Origin of the sequence: Alcaligenes sp. SMD-FA (genome assembly GCF_025960365.1) — a bacterium.
GTDB classification, from domain to species: Bacteria; Pseudomonadota; Gammaproteobacteria; order Burkholderiales; family Burkholderiaceae_B; genus Alcaligenes; species Alcaligenes aquatilis.
The window spans coordinates 3,181,515-3,196,198 of record NZ_CP110108.1 but is presented as its reverse complement, the minus strand read 5'-3'; the positions used below and the strand labels follow the sequence as shown (position 1 = coordinate 3,196,198).

Annotated in this window: 14 protein-coding genes; 9 read left to right on the top strand and 5 right to left on the bottom strand. The window is 55.3% G+C overall.

The genetic code is table 11. The features are described from left to right. Positions 1-148 precede the first annotated feature (148 nt). The gene (locus tag OKX01_RS14840; RefSeq protein WP_094197567.1) at positions 149-385 is read left to right on the top strand and encodes a hypothetical protein; all 237 of its coding nucleotides are present in this window, start codon (positions 149-151) and stop codon (positions 383-385) included. Between the two features lie 257 nt (positions 386-642). Here the strand turns inward: OKX01_RS14840 and OKX01_RS14835 are convergent, their stop codons facing one another. The 4 genes from OKX01_RS14835 to OKX01_RS14820 form a co-directional block, all read right to left on the bottom strand. After that, on the bottom strand, positions 643-1,227 hold the full coding sequence (locus OKX01_RS14835) for a hypothetical protein (protein ID WP_264671994.1): 585 nt from the start codon (positions 1,225-1,227) through the stop codon (positions 643-645). Positions 1,228-1,347: 120 nt separating this feature from the next. Continuing rightward, complete coding sequence (locus OKX01_RS14830) at positions 1,348-2,514, bottom strand: MFS transporter (RefSeq protein ID WP_264671993.1); 1,167 nt, start codon at positions 2,512-2,514, stop codon at positions 1,348-1,350. 63 nt (positions 2,515-2,577) lie between these two features. Beyond that, positions 2,578-3,096, bottom strand: a complete 519-nt coding sequence (locus OKX01_RS14825) for a MarR family winged helix-turn-helix transcriptional regulator (protein WP_264671992.1) — start codon at positions 3,094-3,096, stop codon at positions 2,578-2,580. A gap of 398 nt (positions 3,097-3,494) precedes the next feature. Further along, the gene (locus OKX01_RS14820) at positions 3,495-4,403 is read right to left on the bottom strand and encodes a LysR family transcriptional regulator (protein ID WP_121739485.1); all 909 of its coding nucleotides are present in this window, start codon (positions 4,401-4,403) and stop codon (positions 3,495-3,497) included. 262 nt (positions 4,404-4,665) lie between these two features. Here OKX01_RS14820 and OKX01_RS14815 point away from each other — a divergent pair, with 262 nt between their 5' ends. From OKX01_RS14815 to OKX01_RS14780, 8 genes are all read left to right on the top strand, one after another. Further along, a complete protein-coding gene (locus OKX01_RS14815; RefSeq protein ID WP_094197565.1) occupies positions 4,666-6,189 on the top strand; it encodes an acetyl-CoA hydrolase/transferase family protein in 1,524 nt (507 codons plus the stop codon). 146 nt (positions 6,190-6,335) lie between these two features. Continuing rightward, positions 6,336-6,971, top strand: coding sequence for a leucine efflux protein LeuE (leuE, locus tag OKX01_RS14810; protein WP_094197564.1), 636 nt, complete (start codon positions 6,336-6,338; stop codon positions 6,969-6,971). 64 nt (positions 6,972-7,035) lie between these two features. Further along, the gene (locus OKX01_RS14805) at positions 7,036-8,022 is read left to right on the top strand and encodes a diaminopimelate dehydrogenase (protein ID WP_094197563.1); all 987 of its coding nucleotides are present in this window, start codon (positions 7,036-7,038) and stop codon (positions 8,020-8,022) included. A 134-nt stretch (positions 8,023-8,156) separates the two neighbouring features. Beyond that, a complete protein-coding gene (locus OKX01_RS14800) occupies positions 8,157-8,348 on the top strand; it encodes a YqaE/Pmp3 family membrane protein (RefSeq protein ID WP_003802304.1) in 192 nt (63 codons plus the stop codon). Positions 8,349-8,430: 82 nt separating this feature from the next. Beyond that, a complete protein-coding gene (locus OKX01_RS14795) occupies positions 8,431-10,017 on the top strand; it encodes an ABC transporter ATP-binding protein (protein WP_230019202.1) in 1,587 nt (528 codons plus the stop codon). Beyond that, the gene (locus OKX01_RS14790; RefSeq protein WP_094197562.1) at positions 10,004-11,065 is read left to right on the top strand and encodes an ABC transporter permease; all 1,062 of its coding nucleotides are present in this window, start codon (positions 10,004-10,006) and stop codon (positions 11,063-11,065) included. The genes OKX01_RS14795 and OKX01_RS14790 overlap by 14 nt, the downstream gene beginning before the upstream one ends. Beyond that, entirely contained in the window at positions 11,065-11,982 is a 918-nt protein-coding gene (locus OKX01_RS14785; RefSeq protein WP_042489288.1) for an ABC transporter permease, read from the top strand. The genes OKX01_RS14790 and OKX01_RS14785 overlap by 1 nt, the downstream gene beginning before the upstream one ends. A 24-nt stretch (positions 11,983-12,006) precedes the next feature. Further along, complete coding sequence (locus OKX01_RS14780) at positions 12,007-13,086, top strand: BMP family ABC transporter substrate-binding protein (protein ID WP_086061419.1); 1,080 nt, start codon at positions 12,007-12,009, stop codon at positions 13,084-13,086. Positions 13,087-13,275: 189 nt separating this feature from the next. Here OKX01_RS14780 and OKX01_RS14775 read toward each other — a convergent pair whose 3' ends face one another. Then, positions 13,276-14,682, bottom strand: coding sequence for an MATE family efflux transporter (locus OKX01_RS14775; RefSeq protein ID WP_094197560.1), 1,407 nt, complete (start codon positions 14,680-14,682; stop codon positions 13,276-13,278). Between the last annotated feature and the right edge of the window lie 2 nt (positions 14,683-14,684).

Genomic DNA, 14,684 nt, shown 5'->3' with positions numbered 1-14,684 from the left:
TTTTGTCGCTACATGTCGCTATGAATCTAGCAAAGCCGCCTCAGCATTGATCAGGGTTATTGGGTGTTTTCTAACGGTTCAGTAGTGCGTGTAGGCCAAAGGACGTCATTTTCCTTGTATCTAGACTCTCATACATAGAGGACATTCAATGATCAACGTCACACTCTTTCATGACGGATGCAATATTTGCTTGGGTATTGACGAGCTGATGCGCGGCGTTTTCTCGACACCCGGGCATCACTACCAGGCATTCAATCTCTCGCAGCAGCAGGAAGGTGTTGCCGATGCGCTTGCCGCTGGAGTGACGCGACTGCCATCGTTATTAATCGATGGTCGGGTGTTGAGGCTGGATGATCATTCGCCGATCGAACATTATGTGAAGTAGTGTCGATTCAGGCGTACCATCGCGTCTAGCGTTCAGGCTTATCAGGCATATTCTGCTTGCACAGGCTAGAGGACGCTACCACCGTACCGGCTCTGAAGCTGTGTCGATAAACACTGTACTTTAACCAAGCAGCCCCCGCGATTCTCGAGGCGATCGACAGCCTTAGCCTGAAAGGCTAAAGCTGCGCTTGTCCAAGGGACGTCTAAACCGACGTTAAGGCCTTGTCACATAGGCATGAAATACACCATGGGGGCAGCTTAAACGCGCTTGTTGCCGTTGCCAAGATCCGTCTTTTGCTGCTTAAGCCAACTATCATGCAGCCATTTTTCAGTCTTACGGTGACCGGGAAAGGTAATCCAGGTAATGTCGCGCTCGAACACCATGGGCTGCTCATCAGGTCCAACAATGACCCAGAACCACAAGCGGTCCTCCAGGTTGCGGGCCTTCACTTTCATACCGGTTAAGGTCACGGTTTCTGTACGACCGTTTCGTTCTATGCGAATGGGCTCATCATGGGTATCCACCCAATGAATCTCCATTTTAGGCAACAAGTCAGGGGCATGCTCCTGCAAGAAAGCACGGGCAATCGCCTCACTACGTTCGGCGCTGGGCAAGGGCCGGTCCACCAGGTCCAAAGAAATATGCGCAAAGCCTTTCAGCCGCCCGGACTCAGAGACAACAGAGCTGAAATGCTCACCTTCCAAACCTGAGTTTCGACCATCCTCACGCTCATAACGAGTCAATACAACAGCTTCACCATCTACGCTGACAGCACCTTGGGCCACCTGAACGTAAGCTTCTGGAACAAAGGCGGCAGCCAGATTATTGATTGTGGTACTCACGACATTCTCCGTAGAAGAGGGGCTAGTCTGTGCCTGCACAGGAACAAGCCAAACCGCTTGCAGCGTTACTGCAGCAAGCACAGCAGGAACAGAAAAATAAACTCGCATCGTTGCAGACTCCTAGTTGGGAAAAGCGGCGTAGATCGCGCAGATGGCCAATACGCCAGCAAGCAGCAAATAGGTACTGGCCAAAGCCATATCCGCCGTCTGTTGGGCCAACCATGGCCCCAGACTTGCGCCAATAAACAGCACAAAGGTGTAGAGCGACACAGCCAATCCCCGCAGCGAGATATCGCTAACTCTTGCTACTCGGGCAATCAGGCTAGGAACGCTGATACCCAGTCCGGCCACAAATAAGAAACTGGAGCCAAGCAAAGCCATCAGGTGCTCCTCCCCGGCCCATGCACTCAAGGCCAAACCTGCTGCGGCGCACACTAATCCAGCGCCCAAGGTTCGCTGAGGCCCTAACTTCGGCATCACGACAGTAACCAGCAAAGGCATCAAAAAAGCAGGCGCCACCACAGCTCGTGTCGTCATAGGAGAAATGCCCAACTGCTCAAATTGCATTCCGAGTTTGCTATCCAAGATCATGTAGAAAGCAACGAAACACATCAGCAGGAAGAATGCTGGCAGGTAAACACGGCGCAATCGTGCATCCGCCAACAAACTGCCTATGGCTTTGTAATTGCTGAAAAATCCGCTTAAACCTTGGCCTGCCGGCTTATCTGCTGGTTTCTTCCACAAGCTCCAAGCAGTCAAGGCGAACACACCACACAGTGGCCCCAAAGCCGCCCCCAAGCCCCAAGGCCCGGCCACCAATCCGCCATAAATCTGCCCTAGCAAACCGGCGGAAAGAAAGGCCGTACTCATCCAGGCCACACTCCAAATTTTTTGGCGTGGGTTGCCTCGCTCTGCCAGGTAGGTAATCGCTACGGGGGGAAAGGAAGAGGCTGCCAGGCCTTGCAACACGCGGCCAAACGTTAGGAACAGAGGGGAGCTTGCCAATGCGAGTACCGCTGTCGCGCCCACCAGGGCCAGCAGGCCGGCGACCATGACATTGCGACGCCCCACTCGATCGGACAGGGGACCAAAGATAAGAAACCCGGCTGCGTAGGCAAACCCAAAGCTGCTCACCATGCCCGTAGCTTCAATGCCATAGGTATGTTTCAACGTCTCCAAAATCGGTAAAGGCAGGTACAGCAAAGACACAACCGATAAAGCGCAGATAACCATCAAGGCACGCAAACCTATCCCAATAGCGTGCGGATCACTGGCAGATACTTTCATGGTAAATGTTCCTAGCTGTTATGTAGCAAGCTACATATATACTTAAAAAAAAACGGCTGACAATCAGCCGCCGTGTGTCTTGGGCAAGATCCCTTGTTGATTGAGCTTGAGCATCAAGCGTACAAGCACATCGCGTTCTTGCGCGTCGAAATGGCTCATCAGTTCGGCAACCCATACATAGTGAGCCGGCAAGGCTTTACCCAAAACCTCGACCCCGTGCTCGGTCAGGCGAACCAACCAGGCACGACGATCCTGAGGGTGCTGCTCCCGATTGCATAAACCGGCGATTTCCATGCGATCAATAATGCGAGTCATCGTCTGCGATGTGACCGACACCCCATCTGCCAGCGTACCTATGCTCAAACCATTCGGATTGCGCTTAAGCAGAATCAGCACGAAAAATTGTGTCTGCGATAAGCCGGAAGTGCGATCAAGATTGGCTTCAAAAGCCGACAACATTTCACTGGTAGCCGAAGCCCAGATAAGCCAAGTCTGCAGCCCATCTACATCTGGGTTGCTGTACTCGACGCCCATCTTGACCAGCGTGTCGTAGCTAGGAAGATCCTTGAGTTCAAACATCATGCCGCCACATAATCATTAAGGCTGAAATGTAGCTGGCTACCTATATGTTAGTCAAGTGAATTGTTGAGGCGCAGATTTGAGGGTACGCAGATCCTCATTTTTGCTTGATCCACCTACCTTTTGACATAAACGCTTCTTGTACTGCACCCAGGTCTGGAAAAACATGACACCCCAAATAGCCATCCGCCTGGCCTCGTACAATAGCAAGATGAACTGCCGTCTTTACGATGCGGCAAGGAGTCTTTCTATGCAGGACTTGCATCAGGAGCGTTTGCCAAGCCACATGCACTGAGTCAGTAACTGTTCGGCACCCTGGTGGAACTGGATCAGTACCGTTGCAAGCTAGACCTGATTATTCTGCAATGAGCACTCAAGGGCCAACCAGTAGCGCACCTTTGCTATGAATCTCCTTCAAGCTCAGGCCAGTTCCCCCCCAGCACATCCGTACAAACCTGCAGCCATGCTCGGGCGGCTTGCGACAGATACCGTCCATTCCATAGCAGCGCCACTTCCCAGTTCAGCGCCGGCTCCACCACTTCTTTGGCAACCCAGTCCCCCGGTTCCAGCCGAGACAGAAACGGCTGGGGCAGCAAAGCAACCCCCATTCCCGCCTGTGCCATGGAAGCCACCCAATCCCATTGATTGCTTTGTGCCGCAATATTCGCCTGCAGTCCGGCATGGGCAAAGGCACGCCGCAACATACGGGTCAAGGCGTAGTCTTCACCCAGAAAAATCAAGGGATGCTTTTCCAGCTCCCGCAGCTTGATCTTCTTTTGTGTCCCCGTCAGCGTGTCTTTGTGGCCTATTGCCCAAACCGCATGTTTGGCTACCGGGGTGGCCGATACATTCAACTCCGGTCCCAAGGGCAGAATACTGAGGCCCATTTCAACTGTGCCTGCAGCTACCATGCGCTCAATCCCCATGCCGGTCTCTTCGTGCAGGATCAGCTCGATCTGCGGATGTCGATTCTTGAAGGTCTTGAGTACTTCTGTGAACAGCACATTAATCATGGGCGGAATGCCCAGATCCAGGCGACCGCGTTGCAAGGCCTGAACTTCGTGAACTTCTCGCAGCAAGCCCTGCATGCTCTGCAAAACCTCCTGTCCGCGCTCCAGCACAATTTTGCCGCAATCGGTCAGTTGTAATTGCCGATGATCGCGGATCAGCAAGGGCTCGCCCAGTTCATCTTCCAGCTGCTTGACCATCTTGCTGATGGTCGATTGCGTCACGTTCAGGCTCTGCGCAGCTTGCGTAAAGCTTTGATGTTTAACGGTTTCAATGAAGTATCGCAAGGATCGGATATCCATGATTGGCTGGCCTTTGTTTATGATTTTTACGACTTATTGCTAGTTATTTTATTCATTATGGCGATGCTATGCTGGCTTTGTTCATAAAACATAAACGCCTGTTGTCAGGGCGATTTCGGCTTTTTCTCTCCGGCTCATACAGCCACTATTTTTAAAGCGTGATGTCGTTCTGTTGCGTGAAGATCTCGCCTGGCGCTTTCGGCCCTGGCTCCTTCCGAAAGCAACAACAGGTAGATCAATGACACAGAGACAGGAGCACACGATGTTCAAGGATCGCATTCGTTCCCCCGAATTGGAAGGCAAGGTCATGACCGCTCAGGAGGCAGCCGCCTTCTTTAAAGACGGGATGAATGTCGGGATGAGTGGTTTTACCCGCGCCGGAGACTGTAAGGTCATGCCTCGTGCCTTGGCCGAGCGGGCCCAGACTGAGCCATTAAAACTGAATGTGGTGACCGGCGCCTCGCTGGGTAATGATAGCGATGGCTTGATGGCTGAGGCCGGTGTTCTGGCCCGCCGCTCGCCGTTTCAAGTGGACTCGGTGCTGCGCCGTCATATCAATGAAGGCAAAGTCCTGTTTACTGACCAGCACTTGTCGCTGACAGTGGAGCACATGCGTTCGGGCAACTTGCCTGCCATCGACATTGCCGTCATTGAAGCGGTTGCCATTACTGAAACCGGCGCGATTGTGCCGACGACCTCGGTAGGCAATTCGGCCAGCTTTGCCCAGCAAGCCAAACACATCATTGTTGAGCTGAATCTGAGCATGCCGGTAGAGATGGAAGGCTTGCACGATATCTATGTGCCCGAAGCCCGCCCCAATCGCCAGCCGATTGAACTGACGGATGTGGACCAACGTATTGGCACCACCGCCATTCAGGTGGATCCTTCCCGCATCGTGGGTATTGTGGTGACTGATGCGATGGACAGCCCCTCCAGTGTACTGCCACCGGATGAGGAAACGCAGGCGATTGCCGGTCACATTATCGAGTTCCTGAAAGGCGAAGTGGATGCTGGCCGTATGAGCCACTCTTTGCTGCCCTTGCAGGTGGGTATCGGTACGATTGCCAATGCCGTGACGTATGGCCTGCTGGATTCTCCCTTCACTGACCTGAAGATGTACTCGGAAGTCTTGCAGGACAGTGCAATTGCCATGCTGGACTCAGGCCAGTTGAGCTTTGCCTCGGCCTCGTCCTTGACCTTGTCCGCTCCCAAAATGGCGCAGTTCCTGGAAGGTCTGGATAACTACCGCGACAAGCTGGTGCTGCGCCCTCAGGAAATCAGTAATCATCCAGAGTTGGTGCGTCGCCTGGGCATCATTGCGATCAACACCGCCCTGGAATTTGATATCTACGGCAATGTGAACTCCACCCACGTCTGTGGCACCCACATGATGAATGGCATTGGTGGCTCTGGCGACTTTGCCCGTAATGCACACCTGTCTATTTTTGTCAGCAAGTCTGTCGCCAAAGATGGCGCCATCTCCAGTGTGGTGCCGATGGCCTCGCACGTAGACCACTGCGAGCACGATGTAGCCGTACTGGTTTCTGAATGGGGTCTGGCGGATTTGCGTGGTCTGGCTCCCCGTGAGCGTGCCCGCGTGATCATCGAGAAATGTGCCCACCCTGACTACCGTCCCGCTTTGTTGGACTATGTTGAACGCGCCAGCCAACGTGGCGGTCACACGCCCCACATCCTGGAAGAGGCCCTGTCCTGGCACGTTCGTTTCCAGCAGGAAGGCACGATGAAACAGGAGCAGTTCCAGACACAGGAGCTTGCTACTGCGTAGTCCATCAGGTCTGGTAATGCGTTGCCGAGTCAGTCCGGTAGCGTAGACCTTACAAGCTGACCTGATCGCCCCTGGCACTCCACCCGTGTCAGGGGCATTTTTTTAGCGCTAAAATTGCTGATTCTGCTGCGTTTCGCGAGGCCGGTGTGCTTGAACAAATCGGTATAGTCAATTTTTGGGCCTTTGTCGTGGGTACGGTGTTTATCGTACTGTTACCCGGTCCCAATTCTTTATATGTCTTGGCCAGTGGCGCCGGGCATGGTGTGCGTGAAGGCTATAAAGCGGCCTTTGGCGTTGTCGTGGGCGATGGCATCTTGATGACCTTGACAGCCCTGGGCGCCGCCTCGCTGCTCAAGACGCTACCCATGTTGCATACGGGGATACGTTGGTTGGGTGCTGCCTATTTGTTGTATCTGGGTGTGCGGCTCTTGCAGTCGGCCTTCAGACAAGGCGGCCCGGTGCAGTCCGTAGACACGCGTTTGCGCCACGACACCCGCTTTCGCAAGGCCTTGCTCCTGAGTTTGTTGAACCCCAAAGCCATCCTGTTCTTCCTGTCCTTTTTCGTGCAGTTTGTGGACCCGTCCAAAGGTCACACGGGCTTGGCTTTTATGCTGCTGGGTCTGGTGGTGGAGCTGATCAGTATTTGTTATTTGTCTTTGCTGATTTTTGGCGGCAATCGCCTGGCAGGCATTTTTCGACGTCATCAGCGTCTGTCCCGTATGGGCAATGGCTCGGTGGGGCTGCTGTTTATGGGCTTTGCTGCCCGTATGATCAGCGACTAGGCCAGCCGCTTCAGAGCGCAGCAGTTCTGACAGCACTTATTTATCAGATTTAAGGAAAACACCCATGAGTAGCAAAATCCGTGTCGGTATTGCAGGTTACGGCAATCTGGGACGAGGCGTAGAGCTGGCCCTGGCACAAAACCCGGACATGGAGCTGGTCAGCGTTTTTACTCGTCGCGACCCTGCTTCCTTGCAACTGCAAAGTGCAGGCGTGCCCGTACGTGCCCTGGACCAGATCGAACAGTACCGCAATGATATCGATGTGCTGATTCTCTGTGGTGGCTCTAAAAATGACCTGCCCGAGCAAGGCCCGGCCCTGGCACGCTGGTTCACAACCGTGGACAGTTTTGATACCCACGCCCGTATCCCCGAGTACTACGCAGCTGTCGATGCGGCCGCTCAAGGCGCTGGTACCACGGCTTTGATCGCGGTGGGTTGGGACCCGGGCCTGTTCTCGCTGAATCGTCTGTATGGCGAATGTGTCTTGCCCGTTGGTCAGACCTACACCTTCTGGGGCAAGGGGCTGAGCCAAGGACACTCCGATGCAATTCGTCGTGTCGCCGGTGTGGCCGGTGGCGTGCAATACACCCTGCCTATCGAGGCCGCAGTACAGCGCGTACGCAACGGTGAGCAGCCTGAACTTAGCACCCGTGAAAAGCATAAGCGTCAGTGTTTTGTGGTGCTGGAGCAGGGCGCGGATGCCGATACGGTGCGAGAAGCGATTGTCACCATGCCTGACTACTTTGCTGACTACGACACCGAAGTGAACTTTATCGACGCTGAAACACTGGCTCGTGACCACGCAGCCATGCCACACGGGGGGTTCGTGATCCGTAGCGGCCAATCGGGTTCGGGCTCGCAGCAAGTGGTGGAGTATGCGCTGAATCTGGGCAGCAATCCGGAGTTCACGTCCAGCGTGTTGGTCGCTTACGCGCGCGCTGCGTACCGCATGAACAAGAGCGGTCAGATTGGTGCCCAGACTGTCCTGGATGTGGCCCCAGGCCTGCTCTCGCCCAAGTCGGCCGCACAGTTGCGTAAAGAGCTGTTGTAAGTTCAGTGCCCAAGTATCGGCCCGGTTCAGCCTGCCTGATCCGGGCCATTTGTCTTGTTTGATTTCAGGCGAATGATTCGGTGCGCCAATAAAGGGTAAAATAGCGCCCACTTCTTATTATTTTGAGTATTCTCATGCGCTTACTGATCGCACTATTGTTGCCGTGGTTAGGATTTTTCACGATTGGTCGTCCAGTGGCGGGTATTATTTGCCTGATCTTGCAGTTGACCCTTATCGGATGGATCCCTGCCGCGATTTGGGCGGTATACGCTCTTAGCCAATACAAGACTGATAAGAAAATCGAGCAAGCCCTGGGCAAGCGTTAAACCCTGAGCTTTTCTTTTTCTACGTCTGAGCAGGCCATGATGGGCTTGCTCAGACGTTTTATATTTTTTTGCTGATACAGCCATGACCCCATCGTCTCCCGTGGGCCATTCTTCTGAGTCTGGTGAGCAAACGGTATCCGTAGACCCCAAGGCTGTGCCACGCCTGGAACTTCGCGCTATCACCAAGGCCTATCCGGCGGTGGTGGCTAACGACAATATTTCCTTGTCTATTCTGCCGGGGCAAATTCATGCCGTGCTGGGAGAGAATGGCGCGGGCAAGTCCACCCTGATGAAGATCATCTACGGGGTGGTCAAACCAGATCAGGGCCAGATTCTTTGGGACGGTCAGCCCGTTCAGATCAGCAGCCCGGCGGCCGCCCGACAACTGGGCATTGGTATGGTGTTCCAGCACTTTTCCTTGTTTGACACCCTGACGGTCACGGAAAACATTGCGCTGGGTTTGCCTGCTTCCACCAATATGCAGGAGCTGGCGGGCCGCATTAGCGAGACTGCCAGTCAATACGGGCTGGATCTGGACCCGCAACGCCACATTCATACCTTGTCCGTGGGTGAGTGCCAGCGGGTGGAAATTGTGCGTGCCTTGCTGGGCAAGCCCAAGCTGCTGATTCTGGATGAACCGACATCGGTACTGACGCCGCAGGCGGTGCGCCGTTTGTTCGGCACCTTGCGTCAGTTGGCCGCAGAAGGTTGCAGCATTGTCTATATCAGCCACAAGCTCGATGAGATCCGCGAGCTGTGCCATGCCTGTACGGTCATGCGCATGGGCAAGGTCACGGGTTATTGCGATCCCCGCGAGGAAACCACGGCCAGCCTATCGCGCCTGATGATTGGTGCTGAACCTCAGTCGCTGGGTGAGCGCAGCATGCAGCAAGGCGGCACGCTCTTGCAGGTACGTCATCTGCAATTGAACAAATCTCATCCGTTTGCCTGCGAATTGCAGGACGTCAGTTTTGATCTGCACCAGGGCGAAATTCTGGGTGTGGCCGGTATTTCCGGCAATGGTCAGCAGGAGTTGCTGGCGGCCTTGTCGGGTGAAGATACCCGCGCGCAGGCAGACATGATTTTGCTGGACGGCCAGGCGATTGGCCAGCGTGATGCGGCCTGGCGACGTGACCAGGGCATGGGTTTTGTCCCCGAAGAGCGCCTGGGGCGCGGTGCGGTGCCAGAGTTGTCTCTGGCCCAAAATCTGCTGCTATCTCATCAAAACCCGGAAACGGTAAAACGGGGTTTTCTGCGCTTTTCCAGCATCCGCCGTCTGGCAGGCGGGATTATCAAGCGGTTCCGCGTCAAAACCTCCAACGAGCAGGCCGCTGCCAACAGCCTGTCGGGCGGGAATTTGCAAAAATACATTATTGGCCGTGAAGTCACCCGTCAGCCGCGCATTCTGGTGATTGCCCAGCCAACCTGGGGCGTGGACGTCGGGGCTGCTGCCCAGATTCACGCCGAGCTACTGGCTCTGCGTGATGCGGGCTGTGCCTTGCTGGTGATCTCCGAAGAGCTGGACGAATTGTTTGCGATTGCCGATCGCCTGATTGTTATCTCCAAAGGTCGTATGTCTCCTTCTATTCCCGTGGCGCAAGCCAGTGTTGATCAGATTGGGCAATGGATGAGCGGTTTGTGGGAGGAGGGTGAGCATGTTCAGGCTTGAGACTCGTGCCACGCCCTCTACCTTGATGGCCTGGTGTTCGCCTTTGTTGGCGGTCTTGTTGACCATGGTGGTTGCCGGAACCTTGTTCTGGTCCTTGGGCAAAGATCCCCTGGCGGGCCTGAATGTGTTTTTTCTGGAGCCTTTGCGTGACCTGAATGGTTGGGCAGAGGTAGGCGTCAAGCTGATTCCTTTGCTGCTGATCTCTGTCGGTCTGGCGATTTGCTTTCGGGCCAATATCTTCAATATCGGGGCAGAAGGGCAGTTGGTGATGGGCGCTTTGGCAGCCGGAGCCTTTGTTTTGCAGGTAGACAATGGCGAGAACGGCGGCTTTTTTCTGATTAGCATTGCCTTGGCCTGCGGCATGCTCGGTGGCATGGCCTGGGCGGCGATTGTGGCTTTCCTGAAAGATCGCTTCAATGCCAACGAGATTCTGGTGTCCCTGATGCTGGTCTATGTGGCCCAGCACCTGCTCAGCTACCTGGTGCATGGTGCCTTGCGTGATCCTGACGGTTTTGGTTTTCCGCAATCCAGTCTGTTTTCTGATGGGTTTCTCTTGCCTGCCGTCTTGCCGGGTACGCGTTTGCATACTGGTATTGTGCTGGCGCTGATTGCCTCGGTTGCTGCATGGCTTTTCCTGACACGCAGCATGGCCGGTTTCCGCTTGCGAGTGGGCGGTATGGCGCCGTTGGCGGCTCGTTACGCGGGTTTTTCTTCCCGTAAGGCCTTGTGGAGTTCTTTGCTGATTTCAGGTGCACTGGCCGGTCTGGCCGGAGCCGCAGAGGTGATGGGGCCAGTCGGGCAATTGACCCCTTCTATTTCACCCGGCTATGGTTTTGCGGCCATCATCGTGGCTTTTGTGGGGCGACTGCACCCACTGGGACTGATTTTCTCTTCGTTTGTGATGTCTTTGCTGTATATCGGTGGGGAACTGGCTCAAAGTCGATTGGGCCTGCCCAATGCGATTACCGGCATTTTCCAGGGCATCCTCTTGTTTTCCTTGTTGGCTTGTGACGTGCTCATCACCAAGCGTTTGGTCTGGAGAAAGTAATGGACGCGATTGCACCTTTGCTAGCCGCAACCATCAACGCAGGCACCCCATTGCTCCTGGCGGCCTTGGGTTTGCTGATCAATGAAAAATCGGGCGTTATCAATCTGGGCTCGGAAGGCATGATGCTGATGGCCGCCATTGTGGGCTTTGCTGTGGCCGTGCAAACAGGCAGCCCGGCCTTGGGCTTTGTGCTCGGCGCGGTTGTGGGGGCCGTGATGGCCGCTGCCTTTGCTTGGTTGACGGTCTGGCTAGGCGCGAATCAGGTGGCTTGTGGCTTGGCCTTATCGCTATTTGGGGTCGGGGCCTCGGCTTATATCGGTCTGCCTTTCACCGGCAACTCTCTGACTGTCACCAAGCTATCCATTCCGGTTCTGAAAGATATTCCCCTGATTGGGCCGGCGTTCTTCCAGCAACACTATATGGTGTATGTCTCCTGGGTGCTGTGCATTGCCGTGGCCTGGTTTTTGGCTCGTACACGTTCTGGCTTGGTCTTGCGCGCAGTGGGTGAGTCGCCTGCTTCAGCGCATTCGCTCGGTTATAACGTGCGCTACATTCGCCTGGGCGCCTTGATGTTCGGGGGGGCCTGCTGCGGTTTGGCTGGTGCCTTCATCTGCCTGGTCTACACGCCGATGTGGGTCGAGAATATGGTTGCCGGGCGTGGCTGGATTGCCCTGGCGCTGACAACGTTTGCAACTTGGCGACCCTGGCGCGTCATGCTGGGCGCTTACTTGTTTGGTGGGGTCACGATCCTGACCTATCATGCGCAGGCTCTGGGTGTTCCGGTAGCCTCGCAATTGCTGGCCATGATGCCGTATCTGGCCACGATTATTGTGCTGGTTTTAATTTCCCGAAACGCTAACTGGATCAGGTTGAATATGCCTGCATCGCTTGGCAAAAACTTCAATCCCAACAACTAGAGGACTGACATGACTGGAAACTTTATGCGCAAGGCCCTTTTGGCCGCTGCCATCGCTTCCCCCCTGGCCGCCTTGCCTGTGTCCGCTCAGGCAAACGATCAAGAACCCCTGAAAATCGGTTTTGTATATGTCAGCCCTATCGGTGAAGCCGGTTGGACCTGGCAGCAGGATATTGGCCGCCGTGAAATGGAAGAGGCCCTGAAAGGCCGCGTGGTCACTCAGTACGTGGAAAATGTGCCTGAAGGCGCTGACGCAGAACGCGTCATTCGCGATCTGGCCCAGCAAGGCAACAAGCTGATCTTCACCACCTCGTTTGGCTACATGAACCAGACGCAGAAAGTGGCCAAGCAGTTTCCTGACGTGAAATTCGTCCACTCCACCGGCTACAAGACAGCTCCTAACGTGGCAACCACCAACGCCCGTTTCTACGAGTCCCGTTACCTGGCTGGCGTGCTGGCTGGCAAGATGACCAAATCCAATGTGGTCGGTTACGTGGGTGCTCATCCCATTCCTGAAGTGTTGCAAGGTATCAACGCCTTTGCTATCGGTTTGAAGAGCGTGAACCCCGAAGCCCAGGTGCGCGTGGTGTGGGCCAATAGCTGGTACGACCCAGGTAAAGAACGTGATGCGGCTGTGACCTTACTGGGTCAGGGCGCAGACGTGGTGACTCACCACACCGACTCCACTGCCACCGTGCAAGCGGCGGAAGAAGCGGGCAAGTACGCTATTGCCTACCACTCCGACATGAGCAAGTTCGGCCCTAAAGCCCAACTGGCTGCTGTGACCCACCACTGGGGTGACTACTTCACTCGCAAGGCCACTGAAGTTCTGGATGGCAAGTGGCAGAACGACAGCACCTGGGGTGGCCTGAAGTCCGGTATGGCGGCTTTGGAAGGCTTCGGTCCCGAAGTGCCCGCTGACGTGAAAGAGTTTGTTCTGGCCAAGCAGGCCGAGATCGAGGCTGGTACGCTGCAACCTTTTGCCGCTCCTATCAAGGACAACGACGGCAAGGTACGTCTGGAATCCGGTTTCCTGGATGACGATGCGTTGAACCGCATGGACTACTACGTGGAAGGCGTGGCCAGCAAACTGCCCAAGCAGTAATCTGCCCCGCAGTTTGTAGATACACAAAGCCCCTTGTTGGATAGTCCAGCAAGGGGCTTTGCAATGTGTGGCTGCTGCGGCTTTTCTGGCTGTTGCTCAGGCTCAGCCCAAGTGCGTTCGGTATTGCCTCTGGGGCGGGTTTGTAGTCAGCCTATGACGACAGAGTCGATACACCGAGCAGACCCCAGACTATGCCGTTCGTGCAGGCCGCTTGCGTCCCAAGCGCGCCGAGGCCCGCATCCAGCGTAGCGTCATCAGCACGGCAACCACAGACAAACCTGTTACCAGTCCGATCCAGATTCCCATCCCTCCCATATTGAACTGGAAGGCCAGTAAAGAACCCGTAGGAACACCCAGCACCCAATACCCTAGCAAGGCCAGCAGCATGGGTATGCGCGTGTCATGCAGGCCACGTAGCATCCCTGCAGCTACAGCCTGGGCACCATCACTGATCTGGAACAAAGCGGCCAGCGCCAGGAAGGTAATGGCAAGTTCAATAACGTCCTGGTTTTCGGCGACATCCAGGTCCAGGAACAGGCTGATCAACGTCAAGGGGGCGAACCAGAATACCAAGGCAGCCAAGCCCATAAAGCCTACGCCCAGGATGTAGGAAATCCAGCCGGCACGACGTGCGCCTAAAGGATCGACCCGGCCTGCCGCCAGTCCCACACGGATGGTGGCGACCTGGCTGAAACCTAAAGGAATCATGTAGGACACCGCGCAAATCTGCATGGCAATCGCGTGCGCAGCCAGATCAGATTGTCCCAGCACGCCCATCATCATGACGGCGGCGTAAAAGACCAACGTTTCCAGGGTGAAGGTAATCGCAATGGGAATACCCAGTGCCCACATTTTCCACAGACGCTTAAAACTCCACTGCCAGGCTTCGTTGAACAGGTAGTAGCGTCTAAAACGCGGGTCGCTCAGCACGATCCAGCTTAACGCTGCAAACATGAATACGCTGGATACGGTCGTGGCCAGTCCCGCGCCCGCCAATCCCATGGCAGGCAAGCCCAGGTTACCGAAGACCAGGAGCCAGCCCAGTATGGCATTGATACCAATGGCCGTAATCGCCACCGCCAAGGTCCATCCAGGTTTTTCCATGGCCGCCAGAAATGAGCGCAGCACGATGTAACCCAAGTAGGGCAGCAGGGCCCATTGCAGGGTATGCATATAGGTCACGGACCGCGCCGCGACGACAGGGTCTTGGCCCATCATGAGCAAGATGTGCTCGGCATTCCACAGCACAATCCAGGCCGGCAGGGTAATGAGCAAAGCGGTCAGAAATCCGTGGCGAATGATCTGCTGGGATTCGCGTACATTGCGCAGTCGTCGTCCCAGTGTCGTGGCCAGCATGGGAACGACAGCCGATACCAGCCCCATGCTGAAAATCATGAAGGCTTGGTATAGGCTGGCGGACAGAGAGCCGGCAGCCAGCTCATCAGGGCCCAGTCGGCCCATGTAAATCATATTCGTTGCCAACAGACTGACTTGCGCCAGATTTGTCAGAATCAGGGGGCCGCCCAAGCGCATGGACGATTGCAGCTCCGCCAGCCAGAGCTGGGTCGGGCCGGGAGTGTGAGACTTTGCAAACATGG